The following is a 19,685-nucleotide window of genomic DNA, read 5'->3' as shown; positions in this document are numbered from 1 at the left end:
ACTATATAGTTTTAACTACATCCCACTTGAACCACCACCCTTTTTCAAAGATTTTGAAAGGAAATGGAATGGCGAATAGAAGTTATATTTACTTAAAAAACGGAAATGAAGCTCGTATTCTAACAGAGGGAATTTACACGATACCCTATTTTTGGCAATTGTTTTGGGATGAAGAAGATTTAAGAACTCCTATTGCTCTCTGGAAAACAGCAGAAAAACTCGAAGAAGATGAAGAGCAAGCAGAAAGATTTTACCAAGAGCAGAATGTAGATATCTTGCTTCCTATTGAAAAATTCCGGCAAAACGCCCTCCAAAACCGGTCTTTTTTAGAAGAAAATGTCCCACAATCCGTGCAACTATATGATGCCTTTGTTCGTTATATTCTTGCAAATGTCAAAGATGGTGATGTACTCGGATTTGATGTCTTAGATGTTGTTTTTATAGACCAAGTGTCTGTTGTTTCTGATAAACTGTTAAAAAATATAGGAGCTATTCGGGAAAATCAACCCAAAGATTTAGATTTTTCTTTGACAGAAAAGAACCTAATTGGTCTTGCTATGGGCTTTCCTGATTATTATGCTTCAGAATTATTGCCAGAAGACAATATTCTAGATTCGGTTGCCTATCAGGATGAACTGAATAAAATGAACCCTCAAGATGATAAGCAAGGGGGCGATATGACTGGAGCTGATACAAAAGCGAACAAGTGGAGGAATGGTTTAGTATATTTGTTTATACTTGCACTAGTAATTAGGTTGATTTTTTATATGATGGTTAAGAGATAGAAAAGAGAATACATGAGAATTGCAGATTATAGCGTGACCAAGGCGGTGCTGGAGCGTCACGGTTTTACCTTTAAAAAGTCCTTCGGACAAAATTTCCTGACGGATACCAATATCCTTCAAAAAATTGTGGATACGGCTGAAATTGATGACCAAGTCAATGTCATTGAGATTGGACCAGGGATTGGTGCCTTGACGGAGTTTTTGGCTGAGCGTGCAGCTCAAGTCATGGCCTTTGAGATTGACCACCGCTTGGTACCAATCCTAGCGGATACTTTGCGGGATTTTGACAATGTGACTGTAGTCAACGAGGACATTCTAAAAGTTGACCTAGCGCAACATATCCAGAATTTTAAAAATCCTGATTTACCAATCAAGGTAGTAGCCAACTTGCCCTACTATATCACGACGCCTATTCTCATGCACTTGATTGAAAGTGGCATTCCTTTTAGTGAGTTTGTGGTTATGATGCAAAAAGAAGTGGCAGATCGTATCTCTGCTAAGCCCAATACCAAGGCTTACGGCAGCTTGTCGATTGCCGTTCAGTATTACATGACAGCTAAGGTTGCTTTTATCGTACCTCGTACGGTCTTTGTGCCAGCACCAAATGTGGATTCAGCTATCCTGAAAATGGTACGTCGCCCAGAACCGGCTGTAGCAGTGGAAGACGAGAAATTCTTCTTTAAAGTTTCCAAGGCTAGTTTTACCCATCGTCGTAAGACCTTGTGGAATAATCTGACAGGTTACTTTGGCAAGACTGATGAAATCAAGGATAAATTGACTAAGGCATTGGATCAGGCAGGACTATCCCCAAGTGTACGCGGTGAGGCTCTTGGCTTAGAAGAATTCGCTAGTCTAGCAGATGCGCTTAAAGGACAAGGACTCTAGGATGCAGGGACAAATCATTAAAGCTTTGGCCGGATTCTACTATGTGGAGAGTGATGGTCAGGTTTATCAAACACGCGCGCGTGGAAATTTTCGTAAAAAGGGTCATACGCCCTATGTTGGAGATTGGGTAGATTTTTCTGCGGAGGAAAATTCCGAAGGTTATATTCTCAAGATTCACGAACGAAAAAATAGTCTGGTTCGTCCACCGATTGTCAATATTGACCAAGCTGTGGTGATCATGTCGGTCAAAGAGCCTGACTTTAATAGCAACTTATTGGATCGGTTCTTGGTTCTTTTGGAGCACAAGGGCATTCATCCTATCGTCTATATTTCCAAAATGGACTTACTAGAGGATAGGAGAGAACTGGATTTCTACGAGAAAACCTATCGTGCTATTGGTTACGATTTTGTGACGAGTAAAGAAGAACTTTTACCCTTGCTGACAGGCAAGATTACGGTCTTCATGGGGCAGACGGGTGTTGGAAAGTCAACTTTGCTCAATAAAATCGCACCTGATCTCAATCTAGAAACGGGAGAAATCTCAGACAGTCTGGGTCGTGGTCGTCACACTACTCGAGCGGTTAGTTTTTACAATCTCAATGGTGGGAAAATCGCAGACACACCAGGTTTTTCATCGCTGGATTACGAAGTAACAACAGCAGAAGATCTGAATCAGGCTTTTCCAGAGATTGCTAGTGTCAGTCGTGATTGTAAATTCCGCACTTGTACCCATACCCATGAGCCATCTTGCGCTGTAAAACCAGCAGTAGAAGAGGGCATCATTGCTACCTTCCGTTTTGACAACTACCTGCAATTCCTCAGTGAGATTGAAAATCGTAGAGAAACCTATAAAAAAGTCAGCAAAAAAATTCCAAAATAAGGAGAAACCTATGTCTCAATACAAGATTGCTCCGTCAATTCTGGCAGCGGATTATGCCAACTTTGAACGTGAAATTAAACGCCTAGAAGCAACTGGGGCAGAATACGCCCATATCGATATCATGGATGGTCACTTTGTACCTCAGATCAGCTTTGGTGCAGGTGTAGTCGAAAGTCTTCGACCTCATAGTAAGATGGTCTTTGACTGCCACTTGATGGTATCAAATCCCGAACATCATTTAGAGGATTTCGCGCGTGCAGGAGCAGATATCATCAGCATCCATGTCGAGGCAACACCTCATATCCATGGCGCTCTTCAAAAGATTCGTTCTCTCGGTGTTAAACCTTCGGTTGTCATTAACCCTGGTACTCCTGTTGAGGCGATTAAACATGTCCTTCACTTAGTTGATCAAGTTTTGGTCATGACGGTTAATCCTGGATTTGGCGGGCAAGCTTTTCTACCTGAAACCATGGATAAGGTTCGTGAGTTGGTTGCCCTTCGTGAAGAAAAAGGCTTGAACTTTGAAATCGAAGTCGATGGTGGTATTGATGACCAAACCATTGCTCAAGCTAAAGAAGCTGGTGCAACAGTTTTTGTAGCGGGATCTTATGTCTTTAAGGGAGATGTCAATGAACGAGTGCAAGTCCTCAGAAATCAACTGGACTAAAGTTGCAGTTTTTGCTGGTGGAGACCGTGGACATTATCGGACAGATTTTGATTGTTTTGTCGGTGTGGATCGAGGCTCACTCTGGGTACTGGAGGAAAAACTTCCTCTTGCTTTAGCAGTTGGGGATTTTGATTCTGTGACTGTAGAAGAACGTCAGTTGATTCAAGAACATGCCCAGCATTTTGTCCAAGCTCAGCCAGAGAAGGATGATACCGATCTGGAACTAGCACTGTTAACGATTTTTGAAAAAAATCCTCAGGCTCATGTGACCATTTTTGGTGCCCTTGGTGGTCGTATTGATCATATGTTGGCTAATGTGTTTCTGCCTAGCAATCCTAAATTGGCGCCCTATATGCGTCAGATAGAGATTGAGGATGGACAAAATTTGATTCGTTACTGTCCAGAAGGGACCAGTCAACTTGAACCACGGTCAGACTATGATTATCTTGCTTTTATGCCTGTGAGAGATAGTCAGCTGACGATTATCGGTGCCAAGTACGAATTGACAGAAGAGAACTTTTTCTTTAAGAAAGTCTATGCTTCTAACGAATATATAGATAGGGAAGTTTCGGTAACATGCCCGGATGGCTATGTGGTCGTACTGCATAGTAAGGACAGGAGATAGGATGGAGATTGTATTACTACTGTTATTAATTGCTAACCTAGTCGGCCTCTTTCTCATTTGGCAAAGGCAGGACAAGCAGGAGCAATATTTGACCAAGAGTTTAGAAGATCAGGCAGATAATCTCTCAGACCAGCTGGATTATCGCTTCGAACAAGCTCGACAGGCCAGTCAGCTGGATCAAAAAAATCTTGAAGTAGCTGTCAGTGATCGCTTGCAGGAAGTGCGAATCGAGTTACACCAAGGCCTGACTCAAGTTCGGCAGGACATGAATGAGAACCTCCTCCAAACCAGGGATAAGACTGACCAACGCCTCCAAGCTTTGCAGGAATCAAATGACCAACGCTTAGAACAAATGCGCCAAACGGTCGAGGAAAAGTTAGAAAAGACTTTGCAAACACGCTTGCAGGCCTCTTTTGAGACAGTTTCCAAGCAACTAGAATCTGTTAATCGTGGCCTAGGTGAAATGCAGACGGTGGCGCGAGATGTCGGTGCGCTTAATAAGGTCTTATCTGGAACCAAGACCCGAGGAATTCTGGGTGAATTACAACTGGGACAGATTATTGAAGATATCATGACACCTGCCCAGTATGAACGAGAATTTGCAACGGTTGAAAATTCGAGTGAGCGAGTCGAGTACGCCATCAAGTTGCCTGGGCAAGGCGACCAAGAATATGTTTATCTACCAATTGACTCTAAGTTTCCATTGGCGGATTATTACCGCCTAGAAGAAGCCTATGAAGCAGGTGATAAGGAAGAAATCGAAAATTGTCGCAAATCACTCCAAACAAGCGTTAAGCGTTTTGCCAAAGATATCAAGAACAAGTACATAGCACCGCCAAGGACGACCAATTTTGGTGTCTTGTTTGTTCCAACAGAAGGACTCTATTCAGAAATCGTTCGTAATCCGATTTTCTTTGATGATTTGAGACGGGAGGAGCAGATTATTGTCGCAGGCCCAAGTACCTTGTCAGCCCTCCTTAATTCACTTTCAGTTGGGTTCAAGACTCTCAATATCCAAAAGAGTGCGGACCATATCAGCAAGACTCTTGCCAGTGTCAAGACCGAGTTTGGCAAGTTTGGGGGGGTTTTGGTCAAGGCACAAAAACATCTCCAACATGCCTCTGGCAATATTGATGATTTATTAAACCGTCGTACTACAGCTATCGAGCGAACGCTCCGTCACATTGAGTTATCAGAAGGTGAGCCTGCGCTTGATCTACTCCAGTTCCAAGAAGATGAGGAAGAATATGAAGATTAGTCACATGAAAAAAGATGAACTGTTCGAGGGCTTTTACCTGATCAAATCAGCCGATCTGAGACAGACGCGTGCTGGGAAAAACTACCTAGCTTTCACCTTCCAAGATGATAGTGGGGAAATCGAAGGAAAGCTCTGGGATGCCCAACCTCATAACGTCGAAGCTTTTACTGCAGGGAAAGTTGTTCACATGCAGGGACGTCGTGAGGTATACAATAACACTCCGCAGGTTAATCAAATCACCCTTCGCCTACCTCAGCCTGGCGAACCAAATGACCCAGCAGATTTCAAGGTCAAATCGCCAGTGGATGTCAAGGAGATACGCGAATATATGGCGCAGATGATTTTCAAAATTGAAAATCCTATCTGGCAACGAATCGTTCGAGCTCTCTATACCAAATATGATAAAGAATTTTATTCCTATCCAGCTGCCAAAACCAACCATCATGCCTTTGAAACAGGACTTGCTTATCATACGGCTACTATGGTTCGTTTGGCAGAGGCAATTGCAGATGTATACCCACAACTCAATAAGAGCTTGCTCTATGCGGGGATTATGCTCCATGACCTAGCCAAGGTTATTGAATTGACTGGCCCAGACCAGACAGAGTATACAGTCAGAGGGAACCTTATCGGACATATTGCCTTGATTGATAGTGAAATCACCAAAACAGTAATGGAACTTGGCATTGATGACACTCGTGAAGAAGTAGTGCTCTTACGCCATGTTATTCTCAGCCACCATGGTTTGCTAGAATATGGTAGTCCTGTTCGTCCTCGTGTGATGGAAGCTGAAATCATTCATATGATTGATAATTTGGATGCTAGCATGATGATGATGTCAACAGCTCTCGCCCTTGTTGATGAGGGTGAAATGACCAATAAAGTCTTTGCTATGGACAATCGTTCTTTCTATAAACCAAAATTAGACTAGAAACTAAAAAAATGAGCTTTATTTAAACAATAAAGTTCGTTTTTTTGCTTTAGTGTGATATAATGAGAAAAAGACTAATTAAAAAGAATGGTGAATAACTAATGAAATTAAGAAGAAGTGATCGGATGGTTGTTATTTCCAATTACTTGATTAACAATCCATACAAATTAACCAGTCTCAATACCTTTGCAGAAAAGTATGAATCTGCTAAGTCTTCTATTTCAGAAGATATTGTCATCATTAAGCGTGCCTTCGAAGAAATTGAAATCGGGCATATTCAAACGGTGACAGGTGCTGGTGGTGGAGTTATTTTCACACCATCTATCTCTACCCTTGAGTCCAAAACAATCATCGAAGAGCTACGCGATAAACTTTCAGAGAGCGACCGTATTCTTCCAGGTGGCTACATTTATTTGTCTGATCTCCTTAGCACTCCAGCTATTTTGAAAAATATCGGTCGTATTATTGCTAAGAGCTTTATGGACCAAAAGATTGATGCTGTTATGACTGTTGCGACTAAAGGGGTTCCACTTGCAAATGCGGTAGCAAATGTTCTCAATGTACCGTTTGTCATTGTTCGTCGTGACTTGAAAATTACTGAGGGTTCAACTGTTAGCGTCAACTACGTTTCAGGTTCTAGTGACCGTATCGAAAAAATGTTCCTTTCAAAACGTAGCCTCAAAGCAGGAAGTCGTGTCTTGATTGTCGATGACTTCTTGAAGGGTGGAGGAACCATTAACGGTATGATTAGCCTTTTAACAGAGTTTGATTCAGAGTTGGCTGGAGTAGCCGTCTTTGCTGATAATGCGCAAGAAGACCGTGAGCAGCAGTTTGACTATAAATCACTCTTGAAGGTTACTAATATTGATGTGAAGAACCAACAAATTGAAGTTGAAGTTGGGAACATCTTCGAAACAGAAAAATAAGAGAGAATATGATACTTAAAGGTTGGAACTTTCGTCCCAGCCTTTCTTTGATAATGAATATAAAGGAGCCCTATGAAAACACCATTTATTAAACGTGAAGCCTTAGAAAAAATCGTCGAAGAGTTTCCAACCCCTTTCCACCTCTACGATGAAAAAGGGATTCGCGAGAAAGCACGCGCAGTTAATCAAGCTTTTTCTTGGAATAAAGGATTTAAAGAATATTTTGCAGTCAAGGCGACCCCGACCCCAGCTATATTGAAAATCTTACAAGAAGAAGGATGTGGAGTGGATTGTTCTAGTTATGTAGAACTCTTGATGAGTCATAAGCTAGGATTTTCTGGTTCTGATATGATGTTCTCATCCAATAATACTCCAGATAGAGAGTATGCTTATGCCCGTGAATTAGGTGCGACGATTAATTTAGATGCTTTCGAAGATATCGAGCATTTGGAACGTGCAGCAGGTATCCCAGAAATCATCTCTTGCCGTTACAATCCTGGTGGCGTATTTGAACTAGGAACGGACATTATGGATAATCCTGGCGAAGCTAAGTTCGGGATGACCAAGAAGCAACTCTTTGAAGCCTTTGCTATCCTGAAAGAAAAGGGAGCTAAAACCTTTGGGATTCATTCCTTCCTAGCTTCCAATACAGTGACTCACCTTTATTATCCAGAATTAGCGCGTCAGCTCTTTGAGTTGGCTGTAGAAATCAAGGAAAAGTTGGATATTTCGCTGGACTTTATCAACCTTTCTGGTGGTATCGGGGTCAACTATCGCCCAGATCAAGAGCCAAATGATATTGCTTTGATTGGTGAGGGAGTTCGTCAGGTTTATGAAGAAGTTCTTACGCCAGCAGGTCTTGGTCAAGTTAAGATTTTTACAGAACTAGGACGCTTTATGTTGGCACCTCATGGTATTTTAGTCACAAAAGTAACTCATAAAAAGAAAACCTATCGTACTTATCTAGGAGTAGATGCGTCAGCTGTCAATCTTATGAGACCAGCTATGTATGGCGCTTATCACCACATTACTAATATGATGCATCCTGATGGTCAGACTGAAGTAGTTGATGTTGTTGGCTCTCTTTGTGAAAACAACGATAAGTTTGCAGTTAATCGTGAATTGCCTCAAACAGAAATTGGTGATTTGTTAGTCATTCATGATACAGGTGCGCATGGCTTCTCTATGGGCTACCAGTACAATGCCAAACTTCGTTCGGCAGAAATTCTCTATACAGAGGACGGTGGAGCGCGCTTGATTCGCAGAGCAGAGCGACCTGAGGACTATTTTGCGACTCTCTATGGGTTTGACTTTGACAAGGATTAGAAGAATTTTTGAAAATCATGAAAGTTGAAAGTGAAAAACAGATTGTTTTCTAAAAAATAGACAAAATCTATTGTTTTTCCTTTCAAGCGTGATATAATAAAATTATAAAACGGTTTCAAGGAAGGTGACGTTATGTCAGAAGAAACAATTGACTACGGACAAGTGACAGGAATGGTACATTCGACAGAGAGTTTTGGGGCGGTAGATGGTCCCGGAATTCGTTTCATTGTCTTTTTGCAGGGCTGTCAGATGCGTTGCCAGTATTGCCATAACCCTGACACATGGGCGATGGAAACCAATAAATCTCGTGTAAGAACAGTAGATGATGTTTTGGAAGAAGCCCTTCGCTATCGTGGCTTCTGGGGAGACAAGGGAGGTATCACGGTCAGCGGAGGAGAAGCCCTTTTACAGATTGATTTCTTGATTGCCCTCTTTACCAAGGCGAAAGAAAAAGGCATCCACTGTACCTTAGATACCTGTGCTCTTCCATTCCGTAACAAGCCACGCTATCTTGAAAAATTTGATAAATTAATGGCTGTGACTGATTTGGTTCTTCTTGATATCAAAGAAATTAATGATGCTCAACATAGGATTGTAACCAGTCAAAGTAACAAAACCATTTTAGCTTGTGCTCAATACTTGTCAGATATTGGGAAACCTGTCTGGATTCGTCACGTTCTTGTGCCTGGATTGACAGACCGTGATGAAGATTTGATTGAACTTGGGAAGTTCGTAAAAACTCTTAAAAACGTTGATAAGTTTGAAATCCTACCCTACCACACTATGGGAGAATTCAAATGGCGCGAGCTTGGCATTCCGTATTCTCTTGAAGGGGTTAAACCTCCAACGGCAGATCGTGTGAAGAATGCTAAGGAATTGATGGATACAGAAAGTTATCAAGATTACATGAAACGTGTACATGGATAAAAAGAAGCCTGATGGGAACATCGGGCTTTTCTGATATAAAAAAGCTTAGCTCGAATGCTAAGCCTTTTATTTTTTATCTAGAATGTTGTTTTCCAGAATTGCGTTTTTTGTTTTTCTTCTTAGCAGAAGTTGTGATAACTGCTGCTGATTCAGGAGTTACATCTTTACGAGCAGCTGAAGTTTTACTTGCTTTTGGTGGGTTCTTGGCATATTCTTCGCGTACTTTTTTTCGAAGTTTTGGACGAATGATGTAGTTGACGATGAATTGTTGAAGGATCATCATGAAACCACCGACAACCCAGTAAAGCGTAACGCTGGCTGGTGAGAAAATTGAGAACATGACAATCATCATTGGACTCATGTAAATCATCTTCTTAAGTTGTTCTCTTTGAGTCTCGTCTTCAACTCCGTGTAGTGAAAGGAGCGATTGGACGTAGTAGAGAACACCTGCACAGGCGATAAGAATCCAACTTGGAGAACCAAGTGCGATTCCTAAGAAGCTAGCATCAGAAACACCTTCTGTATGTTGAGCTGCAAAGTAGATTGCTGAGAAGAAAGGCATTTGGATAAGGAGAGGGAAACATCCTACACCACCAAACATACTGATACCGTGCTCTTTTTGAGCAGCAAAGAGGGCTTGTTGGGCTTCCAGTTTTTCTTCTTGAGTTGTTGCTTCTTTGAGACGAGTCTGATGTGGCTCAAGAACATGCTTGAGGGCGTTCATCTTTTCAGAATGAAGCGTTGCCTTCCATGATTGGTAGATACCAAGTGGTAAAATAATCAAGCGGACGATGATGGTTACGATAATAATAGCGACCCCAAAGCCTAGCCCTTTATCAGTAGCAAAGTACTTGATGGCTTCAGCCATAGGTGCTCCGATGGTATTCCAAATAAATCCTGTTGGTTGTCCAGTTGCTTTATCAACCTGGACACAGCCTGTCAAGACTAATAGCATAGCCACCCCCATGATAGAGAGGGCGATTCGTTTAATTGATTTCACTGTTTTCATTCCTTCTTAAAAAATTATACCTTTCTATTCTACTGTTTTTTTTGAAAATATACAATAGTTCTAGAGACCTAATTTGCTACTTTGAAATCTGAATAGGATGGGAAGTTGCTCAATTGAACATCTAGATAAGTTACTTTTGAGAAGGGAGTAGGTCCTTTTCGGATCTCTTGGATGAACTTAGCCATGATAGCTGAAGACTCTGCTTGGGCAAGAATTTCAACTGTTCCGTCATCGTTGTTCCAGACACGTCCAGTGATTCCACCTAGCTCGAGGGCAAGGGTATAGACGCCCCAGCGGAAACCAACGCCTTGAACGCGACCTTGTGCGATCATTTTGACCTTTTGCATACCAAACCTCCTTGATTGTGTTATAATACTCCTATGACTATTATAACCTCTAAAGCGAATTCTGTGGTAAAAAATGCCAAGAAATTGCATCAAAAAAAATATCGAAAATCTTCTTATTTAATTGAGGGCTGGCATTTATTTGAGGAAGCTGTTCAGGCAGGAGCAACGATTGAGAAAATTTTTGCCTTGGTAGAACATGGGGGGAAATTAGCTGACTTTCCTCAGACAGTCTTTGTGACGGAAGAAATCTTGCTTGATTTGGCTGATTCACAAACACCCCAGGGCATTGTTGCCATTGTTCAAAAGGAAGAGGAGCAGTTGCCGGATTTAACCTCAGGTAAATATCTTTTCTTAGAAGATGTGCAGGATCCTGGAAATGTGGGGACTATGATTCGGACGGCAGATGCGGCAGGTTTTTCGGGAGTCATTGTTTCAAGCAAGTCAGCAGATATTTATAGTTTGAAGACTCTTCGCTCCATGCAGGGTAGTCATTTCCATTTACCAATTTATCGGATGACTGTTGAAACATTTGTTGAAGAGGCAAAAAAGAGTCATTTGCCGATTCTAGCCACTACCTTATCCCAAAACTCTAAAGATTATCGTGAGCTTGCTCGACTAGAGGATTTCGTCTTGGTTATGGGAAATGAAGGTCAGGGGATTAGTTCATTCATGACAGATCAGGCAGACCAACTGGTTCACATCAGCATGAAAGGGCAAGCGGAAAGTCTAAATGTTGCCATTGCGGCAGGCATACTCATGTTTTATTTGAGTTAAATCAATTTATTTTTGTTATAATCAGTAAAAAGATTTCATAAGGAGAAAAAGATATGAATCAAACAATTATTCAAGAACGTTCTGGTTTGAATCAATTTTATGCAAAAGTTTATGCTTTTGTAGGAATTGGGATTGCCTTATCTGCACTTGTTTCAGCCTTGATGTTAACAACCTTCCAAGATGTTCTCGTACAGTTAATGCTTAACGCCCGCATATGGTTAATTGTGACAGGAGTCGTTGAAGTTGCTCTAGTGTTATTTGCAAGTGGTTTAGCGTTAAGGAACAGTCCAGCGGCATTTCCAATATTTCTATTATATTCTGCAGTCAACGGTTTTTCGCTGAGTTTCATCGTATCGCTCTATCTCCCGGGAACAGTTTTGACAGCCTTTATCTCTAGTGCAGCCCTCTTCTTTGTTATGGCTCTAATCGGAGTTGTGATTAAGAAGGATTTGAGTGGTATCGGACGTGCTTTGATTGCAGCCTTATTTGGTCTAATATTAGCCATGGTTGTTAATATCTTCTTAAATAGTGGCCTAATGGACTATATCATCAGTATTGTTATGGTACTTGTTTTTGCAGGTTTAATCGCTTGGGATAACCAAAAAATACGTTATGTTTATGAGGAGTCAGATGGTCAGGTTGCTACTGGCTGGGCAATTTCTTTAGCACTTAGCCTCTACCTTGACTTTATCAACCTTTTCCTTAGCTTCTTGCGTATCTTTGGAAGTGACGATTAATAATTCTAGAGCTCAAATGAGCTCTTTTTTAATTTTTACTTTCATTTTTACTAGCAAAAGGGTATAATCTTTTTATTATTCAAAAGGAGGGGTACCTATGAAAAAAAGTTTTATTCACCAGCAGGAAGAGATTTCATTTGTAAAAAATACCTTTACCCAGTATTTAAAAGATAAGTTAGAAGTAGTAGAAGTACAAGGTCCAATCTTAAGTAAGGTTGGAGACGGGATGCAGGATAACCTTTCAGGGATTGAACATCCGGTATCTGTTAAGGTTTTACAAATCCCAGACGAAACCTACGAGGTGGTACATTCGCTTGCTAAGTGGAAACGCCATACTTTGGCACGTTTTGGTTTCGGTGAAGGAGAAGGTCTCTTCGTTCACATGAAGGCTCTTCGTCCAGACGAAGATTCACTAGATGCGACTCACTCTGTTTATGTGGACCAGTGGGACTGGGAAAAGGTTATTCCTAATGGACAACGTAATCTAGCCTACCTCAAGGAAACCGTTGAAAAGATTTATAAGGCCATTCGTTTGACAGAGTTGGCAGTTGAAGCCCGCTATGATATTGAGTCAATCTTGCCCAAGCAAATTACCTTTATCCATACTGAAGAATTGGTAGAACGCTACCCAGAATTAACTCCAAAAGAACGTGAAAATGCTATCTGCAAGGAATATGGTGCGGTCTTTTTGATTGGTATCGGTGGTGTATTGTCGGATGGAAAACCTCATGACGGACGCGCACCAGATTATGATGACTGGACAACTGAGTCTGAAAATGGTTACCATGGCTTGAATGGAGATATCCTTGTCTGGAATGATAATTTGGGTGCAGCCTTTGAATTATCTTCAATGGGAATTCGTGTTGATGAAGATACCCTCCGTCGACAAGTAGCTATTACAGGAGATGAAGACCGTCTTTCTTTGGAATGGCATAGAGCTCTTCTAAACGGACTCTTCCCGTTGACAATTGGTGGAGGAATTGGTCAATCACGTATGGCTATGTTCTTACTTCGTAAGAAACATATCGGTGAAGTTCAAACAAGTGTTTGGCCACAAGAAGTCAGAGATACTTACGACAATATTCTTTAATCAATCGAGCCGCAAGGTTCGATTTTCTTTTTTTTATCAGAATTTGGTATAATATACCTTATGAAAATCGTATCAGGAATCTACGGAGGACGTCCTTTAAAGACCTTGGAGGGCAAAACAACGAGGCCGACATCAGACAAGGTCCGAGGAGCTATTTTCAATATGATTGGTCCCTACTTTGAAGGAGGACGTGTGCTAGATCTCTATGCTGGCAGTGGGGGGTTATCCATTGAAGCAGTTTCAAGGGGGATGTCAAGTGCTGTTCTGGTCGAGAGGGATAGACGGGCCCAGAATATTGTGGCAGAAAATATTCAGATGACCAAGGAAACCTCTAAATTTCAATTATTGAAAATGGAATCCAGTCGTGCATTAGAACAGGTTGAGGGTATCTTTGATCTTATTTTTTTAGATCCTCCCTATGCCAAGGAGCAAATCGTATCCGACATTGAAAAAATGGCGGAGAGAAATCTTTTTTCAGAAGATATCATGGTGGTTTGTGAAACAGATAAATCAGTAGAGCTTCCGGAAGAAATTGCCTGTTTGGGCATCTGGAAAGAAAAAATATATGGGATTAGTAAGGTGACGGTTTATGTCAGATAAGATTGGTTTATTCACAGGTTCGTTTGATCCGATAACAAAGGGCCATTTGGACCTCATTGAGCGTGCAAGTGAGCTCTTTGATCAATTGTATGTAGGAATTTTTTATAATCCACACAAAAATGGATTTTTACCGATAGAAAGCCGACTAGAGACGGTTGAAAAAGCAGTGGCACATTTAGAAAATGTCCAAGTCATAGCTTCTCACGATGAGTTAGTGGTTGATGTTGCTAGAAAACTAGGTGTAGAGGTCTTGGTGCGTGGCTTGCGTAATGCTACTGATCTTCAGTATGAAGCTAGTTTTGATTTTTACAACCATCAATTAGCAGAAGAAATGGAGACAGTCTATCTCCATAGCCGCCCAGAACATGTTTACATCAGTTCTTCAGCGGTGAGAGAACTATTGAAATTTGGTCAAGATATCAGTAAGTATGTTCCAAATGCTGTCTTAGAGGAGTTAAAACATGAAGAAAAAAACTAGATGGCCCATATATTTAATCATCGGGCTTATTATCACATTTATAGCTTTTACAGTGCCCCTGCCTTATTACATTGAGGTTCCAGGAACTTCAGAAGATATTCGAAAAGTTTTACAAGTTAATAATCAACCTGACCAAGAGGAAGGCTCCTACCAGTTTGTGACGGTTGGGGTTAAGCATGCCAGACTGGTGGACTTGGTTTATGCTTGGCTAACACCTTTTACAGATATTCGAAGTGCTAAAGAGATGACAGGTGGTTCTTCAGATGCAGAATTTATGCGAATCAACCAGTTTTACATGGAAACTTCGCAAAATATGGCTAAATATCAAGGACTCAAGGCAACTGGTAAGGAAATAGAGCTCAAATATCTCGGTGTTTATGTTTTGACTGTGACAGACAATTCAACTTTTAAGGGTATTCTGAATATTGCCGACACAGTAACAGCTGTCAATGATAAGACTTTTGAGAGTTCCAAGGAAATGGTCGACTACGTTAATTCTCAAACGCTAGGTGACAAGGTTAAGGTTACTTATCAAGAAGATGGGAAAGTCAAAACCGCTGAAGGAAAAATCATTACTCTGGAAAATGGGAAAAACGGTATCGGAATCGGTTTGATTGACCGCACGGAAGTGTCAAGTGATGTGCCAATCAAGTTTTCAACTGCAGGCATTGGTGGTCCTAGTGCCGGGCTGATGTTTAGCTTGTCTATTTATACACAAATTGCAGACCCAACACTTCGAAATGGACGCATCATTGCTGGTACAGGAAGTATCGACAGAGATGGAAATGTTGGTGATATTGGTGGAATTGACAAAAAAGTTGTTGCCGCATCTAAAAAGGGAGCTACTGTATTCTTCGCACCTAATAATCCCGTTTCTGAAGAAGCTAAAAAGGCCAATCCTAATGCTAAAAGTAATTATGAAACGGCTGTAGAAGCTGCTCAGATGATTAAAACAGACATGAAGATTGTTCCTGTAAAAACACTTCAGGATGCAATTGATTACTTGAAAAACAACCCATAAAATATAGTGCAAGTCCATAGACTAGCGTAGAAAAAGAGAAGATGGTATAATAGGCAGATGATTCAATTGTTTTTTACCCTCAGTAGTCATATGTTTTTTGTCTACCTAGTTTTTCAACTCTTGAAAGACTTGGTCAAATGGGACCAAATCTTGAAGGTGACCAAGGACAATGCGAGGAAGGTACGACTTTTGGTAGTATTGTGTAGTATCGGTTTAGGATATCTGATTAGTTCCTTTTTCCTAAATCTCTATCAGTTATGGCAAGAAGCAGTACGAACATTATTTTAAACTTGAAAGTAAAGGAAAATATCCATGGAAAAAATTGTAGTTCAAGGTGGAGATAATCGCCTAGTTGGAAGTGTTACGATTGAAGGTGCGAAAAATGCAGTTTTGCCACTACTTGCGGCGACGATTTTAGCAAGCGAAGGAAAAACAGTTTTAAAAAATGTTCCGATCTTATCAGATGTCTTTACCATGAACCAAGTGGTTCGTGGATTAAACGCGAAAGTGGATTTTGACCAAGAAGCACATATTGTTGAAGTTGATGCGACAGATGATATTACAGAAGAGGCACCTTATAAGTATGTTAGCAAGATGCGTGCATCTATTGTAGTCTTGGGTCCAATCCTAGCTAGAGTTGGTCACGCTAAAGTTTCGATGCCAGGTGGATGTACGATTGGTAGTCGTCCTATTGACCTTCACCTTAAAGGTTTGGAAGCAATGGGGGCTAAGATTACCCAAACAGCTGGTTATATCGAAGCTAAGGCAGAACGCTTGCATGGAGCCCATATCTATATGGACTTTCCTAGTGTTGGGGCAACTCAAAACTTGATGATGGCTGCAACCCTAGCTGATGGCGTAACTGTTATCGAAAATGCTGCGCGTGAGCCTGAGATTGTAGACTTGGCTGTTCTCTTGAATAAAATGGGAGCAAAAGTTAAGGGTGCAGGAACAGAAACTGTGACAATCACTGGTGTTGAAAAGCTACACGGTGCTACACACAATGTTGTTCAGGATCGTATTGAAGCAGGTAGCTTTATGGTAGCGGCTGCTATGACAGGTGGAGATGTCTTGATTAAAGATGCCATCTGGGAACACAATCGCCCCCTGATTGCTAAATTGCAAGAAATGGGTGTGGAAGTCATTGATGAAGACGAAGGCATCCGCATTCGTTCTCAACGAGATAAATTGAAAGCCGTTCATGTTAAGACGCTTCCGCATCCAGGATTTCCGACAGACATGCAGGCACAATTCACTGCACTGATGACGGTTGCTCAAGGTGAGTCAACCATGGTGGAAACAGTGTTTGAAAATCGTTTCCAACATTTAGAGGAAATGCGTCGTATGGGCTTGCATTCTGAAATTATCCGTGATACAGCTCGTATCGTCGGTGGGCAACGTCTGCAAGGAGCAGAGGTTTTGTCTACAGACCTACGTGCAAGTGCGGCTTTGATCTTAACAGGTCTAGTAGCTGAAGGGGAGACAGTTGTAGGAAAACTTGTCCATTTGGATAGAGGATATTATCGTTTCCATGAAAAATTGGCTCAGTTAGGAGCTAATATTGAACGGGTAAGTGTGGAAGCTGATGAAGATGAATAAACAAGCAGCGTATGTGCTACGTCGATTTTTATTAGTTATTATTGTTTTGCTTCTAGGAGTCTTGGCGTTGGGTATCGGCTTGATGATTGGCTATGGTATCGTAGGAAAAGGTCAAGATCCATGGGCAATTTTGACACCCGATAAATGGCATGAATTGATTGCAAAATTTACAGGGAAATAGGCTGGGGAACCGGCCTTTTTCTAGGGATAAAAGTAAGGAGGAAATATGAATAAAAAAACCAGACAGGCCCTCATAGGTCTCCTGATTTTTCTACTATTGACGGCAGGAAGTTACTACATTAAAAAAATGCAGGCTTCCAATAATACACCACAAACACAAGTGACACAAAAATCCCAGTCATCCGACACTCCTAGTCAAGAATTGGCAGAGAGTGTACTGACTGACTCGGTCAAAAAACAAATCAAGGGCACAATTGAGTGGAATGGAGCAGGAGCTTTTGTAGTTAATGGAAACAAAACCAATCTAGATGCTAAGGTATCAAGTAAACCTTATGCTGATAATAAAACTAAAACTGTAGGAGGAGAGACAGTTCCTACAGTAGCCAATGCTCTCATGTCAAAAGCAACTCGACAGTATAAGGATCGCGAAGAGACGGGTAATGGTTCGACTTCTTGGACTCCAGCAGGCTGGCATCAGGTCAAGAACCTAAAAGGAAGTTATAATCACGCTGTAGATAGAGGACATTTATTAGGCTATGCCTTGATTGGTGGTCTAGATGGCTTTGATGCATCTACTAGTAATCCTAAAAACATCGCTGTACAAACAGCCTGGGCCAACCAAGCTCGCGCTGAAGATTCAACAGGACAAAACTACTATGAAGGTTTAGTTCGAAAAGCGCTAGATAAGAATAAACGAGTGCGTTACCGCGTTACGCTACTGTATGCGACAGAAGAGGACTTAGTACCTTCTGCCTCTCAGATTGAAGCAAAATCCTCTGACGGAGAATTGGAGTTTAATGTAGTAATTCCTAATGTTCAAAAGGGAATTCGGTTAGATTACCGAACAGGAGAAGTTACGGTTACAAAAGACTAATAAATAGATAATCCCTTATCGTTTTGATAGGGGATTTACTATAGAAATCGAAAATTAATGTGTAGAAATTGAAAAATATGGTATAATAGTCTCAATTATACTTTTTAGGAGAAGGAAAATGGAAGACCCGAGCAGTCAGGATTTGTTACTGCAGTTTGTATTATTAGTTGTTTTGACCTTTTTAAATGCTTTTTTCTCTGCGACAGAGATGGCTATGGTTTCCCTTAGTCGTTCACGTGTTGAACAAAAGGCTGAAGAAGGTGATAAACGTTATATCCGTTTGCTAAAGGTACTTGAAAACCCAAATCACTTTTTATCAACCATTCAAGTTGGTATTACTTTAATTACAATCTTGTCAGGGGCTAAACTTGCAGACTCTCTTGGACAATTGATAGCCTCATGGATGGGGAATAGCGAAACTGCGCATGCAATCGCAAGCTTCCTGTCACTTGCTTTCTTGACCTATATCTCTATCGTTTTTGGTGAGCTCTATCCCAAACGGATTGCGCTAAATCTTAAGGATGCCTTGGCTATCCGAACAGTGCCATTTATTATCGCTCTCGGTAAGATTGTGAGTCCATTTGTTTGGATGTTATCAGCATCAACTAATCTCTTGAGTCGTTTGACGCCAATGACATTTGACGATGCAGATGAAAAAATGACTCGTGATGAGATTGAGTATATGCTTACCAATAGTGAAGAAACCTTGGATGCAGATGAAATCGAAATGTTGCAAGGAATTTTCTCACTAGATGAGCTCATGGCGCGTGAAGTCATGGTTCCTAGAACTGACGCTTTCATGGTAGATATTCAAGATGACACTCAGACGATTATCGAAAGCATCTTAAAACAAAGCTTTTCTCGAATTCCTGTCTATGATGATGACAAGGACAACGTGATTGGTTTGATCCATACAAAGAGTCTGCTAAAAGCAGGATTTACCGATGGTTTTGACAATATCGTATTGAGAAAGATATTACAGGAACCTCTCTTTGTACCTGAAACTATTTTTGTGGACGATCTGTTAAAAGAATTGAGAAATTCACAAAGACAGATGGCAATTCTTCTTGATGAATACGGAGGAATGGCAGGGTTAGTTACTCTTGAGGACTTGCTTGAGGAGATTGTCGGTGAAATTGATGATGAAACCGACCGTGCTGAAGTTTACGTTCATACCATTGCTGAGAACACTCATATTGTCCAAGGTACAATGACCCTAAATGACTTCAATGACTATTTCGATGTCGAACTTGAAAGTGATGACGTAGATACCATCGCGGGTTATTATTTGACCGGTGTGGGAACTATTCCAACATCAGAAAAACTCAGTTATGAGTTAGATAGTGGCAACAAGCATATCACCTTGACAAATGACAAGGTAAAAAATGGTCGTGTCACCAAGCTTAAGGTTCAAATCCAAGAACTTGAATCAGAAGAAGAAACTGAATAAAACAAAAGCTTTATCAGCTAAATACTGATAAAGCTTTTTAAATCGTTAAAAAGAAAAGACTCCTGTAGGAGTCTATGATAATATAAAGGCGGTAGACGGATTTGAACCGACGATCAAGCTTTTGCAGAGCCGTGCCTTACCACTTGGCTATACCGCCTTAACTTTTATTATTATACCTTGAAAATTGTTTCTCGTCAATAGTTTTCTTTTCTGAAAACATAAGATTCAAATGTTTAAAAAAACATGCGACAAAATATTCTGAAAATTCGTTTACTTTTTAAAAAAACTGTGGTATAATCTTCAATATCCACAATTT

General features: G+C 40.9%; 23 protein-coding genes and 1 tRNA gene. 21 read left to right on the top strand and 3 right to left on the bottom strand.

Annotated elements, in window-relative coordinates; translation table 11 throughout:
* Positions 1 to 68: 68 nt before the first annotated feature.
* The 10 genes from ACXYSN_RS05285 (at position 69) to pflA (ending at position 9,210) form a co-directional block, all read left to right on the top strand.
* Complete coding sequence (locus ACXYSN_RS05285) at positions 69 to 785, top strand: dimethyladenosine transferase (RefSeq protein ID WP_458636391.1); 717 nt, start codon at positions 69 to 71, stop codon at positions 783 to 785.
* 12 nt (positions 786 to 797) lie between these two features.
* Positions 798 to 1,670, top strand: a complete 873-nt coding sequence (gene rsmA / locus ACXYSN_RS05280) for a 16S rRNA (adenine(1518)-N(6)/adenine(1519)-N(6))-dimethyltransferase RsmA (RefSeq protein WP_235083725.1) — start codon at positions 798 to 800, stop codon at positions 1,668 to 1,670.
* Between the two features lies 1 nt (position 1,671).
* Positions 1,672 to 2,550 carry a ribosome small subunit-dependent GTPase A gene (rsgA, locus tag ACXYSN_RS05275; RefSeq protein WP_178895663.1) on the top strand — a complete coding sequence of 293 codons (879 nt, stop codon included), beginning with the start codon at positions 1,672 to 1,674 and terminating at the stop codon, positions 2,548 to 2,550.
* Positions 2,551 to 2,560: 10 nt separating this feature from the next.
* Positions 2,561 to 3,217, top strand: coding sequence for a ribulose-phosphate 3-epimerase (gene rpe / locus ACXYSN_RS05270; RefSeq protein ID WP_458636390.1), 657 nt, complete (start codon positions 2,561 to 2,563; stop codon positions 3,215 to 3,217).
* A complete protein-coding gene (locus ACXYSN_RS05265; protein ID WP_458636389.1) occupies positions 3,180 to 3,842 on the top strand; it encodes a thiamine diphosphokinase in 663 nt (220 codons plus the stop codon). The genes rpe and ACXYSN_RS05265 overlap by 38 nt, the downstream gene beginning before the upstream one ends.
* A gap of 1 nt (position 3,843) precedes the next feature.
* The gene (locus ACXYSN_RS05260) at positions 3,844 to 5,100 is read left to right on the top strand and encodes a DNA recombination protein RmuC (RefSeq protein WP_458636388.1); all 1,257 of its coding nucleotides are present in this window, start codon (positions 3,844 to 3,846) and stop codon (positions 5,098 to 5,100) included.
* Positions 5,090 to 6,031: a 3'-5' exoribonuclease YhaM family protein gene (locus ACXYSN_RS05255; protein ID WP_045614706.1), complete on the top strand. Its 942-nt coding sequence runs from the start codon at positions 5,090 to 5,092 to the stop codon at positions 6,029 to 6,031. Before ACXYSN_RS05260 ends, ACXYSN_RS05255 begins: the two co-directional genes overlap by 11 nt.
* A 101-nt stretch (positions 6,032 to 6,132) precedes the next feature.
* Positions 6,133 to 6,957 (top strand): pur operon repressor, encoded by an 825-nt coding sequence (gene purR, locus ACXYSN_RS05250; RefSeq protein WP_006152187.1) that lies wholly within the window; start codon positions 6,133 to 6,135, stop codon positions 6,955 to 6,957.
* A gap of 72 nt (positions 6,958 to 7,029) precedes the next feature.
* Entirely contained in the window at positions 7,030 to 8,283 is a 1,254-nt protein-coding gene (locus ACXYSN_RS05245) for a diaminopimelate decarboxylase (RefSeq protein WP_458636387.1), read from the top strand.
* Positions 8,284 to 8,415: 132 nt separating this feature from the next.
* On the top strand, positions 8,416 to 9,210 hold the full coding sequence (gene pflA, locus ACXYSN_RS05240) for a pyruvate formate-lyase-activating protein (protein WP_006150223.1): 795 nt from the start codon (positions 8,416 to 8,418) through the stop codon (positions 9,208 to 9,210).
* Between the two features lie 73 nt (positions 9,211 to 9,283).
* Here the strand turns inward: pflA and yidC are convergent, their stop codons facing one another.
* On the bottom strand, positions 9,284 to 10,210 hold the full coding sequence (gene yidC / locus ACXYSN_RS05235; protein ID WP_458636386.1) for a membrane protein insertase YidC: 927 nt from the start codon (positions 10,208 to 10,210) through the stop codon (positions 9,284 to 9,286).
* A gap of 77 nt (positions 10,211 to 10,287) precedes the next feature.
* A complete protein-coding gene (locus ACXYSN_RS05230; RefSeq protein ID WP_001174501.1) occupies positions 10,288 to 10,566 on the bottom strand; it encodes an acylphosphatase in 279 nt (92 codons plus the stop codon).
* A 33-nt stretch (positions 10,567 to 10,599) separates the two neighbouring features.
* Here ACXYSN_RS05230 and ACXYSN_RS05225 point away from each other — a divergent pair, with 33 nt between their 5' ends.
* The 11 genes from ACXYSN_RS05225 to ACXYSN_RS05175 all read left to right on the top strand — a co-directional run bounded on the left by ACXYSN_RS05225 (position 10,600) and on the right by ACXYSN_RS05175 (position 19,369).
* Positions 10,600 to 11,340 (top strand): TrmH family RNA methyltransferase, encoded by a 741-nt coding sequence (locus tag ACXYSN_RS05225; protein WP_458636385.1) that lies wholly within the window; start codon positions 10,600 to 10,602, stop codon positions 11,338 to 11,340.
* 53 nt (positions 11,341 to 11,393) lie between these two features.
* On the top strand, positions 11,394 to 12,077 hold the full coding sequence (locus ACXYSN_RS05220; protein WP_458636384.1) for a Bax inhibitor-1/YccA family protein: 684 nt from the start codon (positions 11,394 to 11,396) through the stop codon (positions 12,075 to 12,077).
* Positions 12,078 to 12,174: 97 nt separating this feature from the next.
* Complete coding sequence (gene asnA / locus ACXYSN_RS05215) at positions 12,175 to 13,167, top strand: aspartate--ammonia ligase (protein ID WP_458636383.1); 993 nt, start codon at positions 12,175 to 12,177, stop codon at positions 13,165 to 13,167.
* 60 nt (positions 13,168 to 13,227) lie between these two features.
* On the top strand, positions 13,228 to 13,767 hold the full coding sequence (gene rsmD, locus ACXYSN_RS05210) for a 16S rRNA (guanine(966)-N(2))-methyltransferase RsmD (protein WP_458636382.1): 540 nt from the start codon (positions 13,228 to 13,230) through the stop codon (positions 13,765 to 13,767).
* Positions 13,757 to 14,245 carry a pantetheine-phosphate adenylyltransferase gene (coaD, locus tag ACXYSN_RS05205; RefSeq protein WP_458636381.1) on the top strand — a complete coding sequence of 163 codons (489 nt, stop codon included), beginning with the start codon at positions 13,757 to 13,759 and terminating at the stop codon, positions 14,243 to 14,245. Before rsmD ends, coaD begins: the two co-directional genes overlap by 11 nt.
* Positions 14,229 to 15,266 carry a SepM family pheromone-processing serine protease gene (locus tag ACXYSN_RS05200; protein WP_458636380.1) on the top strand — a complete coding sequence of 346 codons (1,038 nt, stop codon included), beginning with the start codon at positions 14,229 to 14,231 and terminating at the stop codon, positions 15,264 to 15,266. Before coaD ends, ACXYSN_RS05200 begins: the two co-directional genes overlap by 17 nt.
* Before the next feature lie 57 nt (positions 15,267 to 15,323).
* Positions 15,324 to 15,554, top strand: coding sequence for a DUF1146 family protein (locus ACXYSN_RS05195; protein WP_033587493.1), 231 nt, complete (start codon positions 15,324 to 15,326; stop codon positions 15,552 to 15,554).
* A 24-nt stretch (positions 15,555 to 15,578) separates the two neighbouring features.
* The gene (gene murA / locus ACXYSN_RS05190) at positions 15,579 to 16,865 is read left to right on the top strand and encodes a UDP-N-acetylglucosamine 1-carboxyvinyltransferase (protein WP_458636379.1); all 1,287 of its coding nucleotides are present in this window, start codon (positions 15,579 to 15,581) and stop codon (positions 16,863 to 16,865) included.
* Positions 16,858 to 17,046 (top strand): DNA-directed RNA polymerase subunit beta, encoded by a 189-nt coding sequence (locus tag ACXYSN_RS05185; protein ID WP_006150292.1) that lies wholly within the window; start codon positions 16,858 to 16,860, stop codon positions 17,044 to 17,046. The genes murA and ACXYSN_RS05185 overlap by 8 nt, the downstream gene beginning before the upstream one ends.
* A gap of 45 nt (positions 17,047 to 17,091) precedes the next feature.
* Positions 17,092 to 17,919, top strand: a complete 828-nt coding sequence (locus tag ACXYSN_RS05180) for a DNA/RNA non-specific endonuclease (RefSeq protein WP_006150172.1) — start codon at positions 17,092 to 17,094, stop codon at positions 17,917 to 17,919.
* A gap of 118 nt (positions 17,920 to 18,037) precedes the next feature.
* A complete protein-coding gene (locus ACXYSN_RS05175; protein ID WP_414259601.1) occupies positions 18,038 to 19,369 on the top strand; it encodes a hemolysin family protein in 1,332 nt (443 codons plus the stop codon).
* An 86-nt stretch (positions 19,370 to 19,455) separates the two neighbouring features.
* On the opposite strand, the gene ACXYSN_RS05170 is transcribed toward ACXYSN_RS05175, so the two are convergent.
* A tRNA-Cys gene (locus ACXYSN_RS05170) sits at positions 19,456 to 19,526 on the bottom strand.
* Positions 19,527 to 19,685: the final 159 nt, after the last annotated feature.

It is taken from the genome of Streptococcus sp. V869 (assembly GCF_054353515.1).
This window is presented reverse-complemented; position numbering and strand designations above follow the sequence as displayed.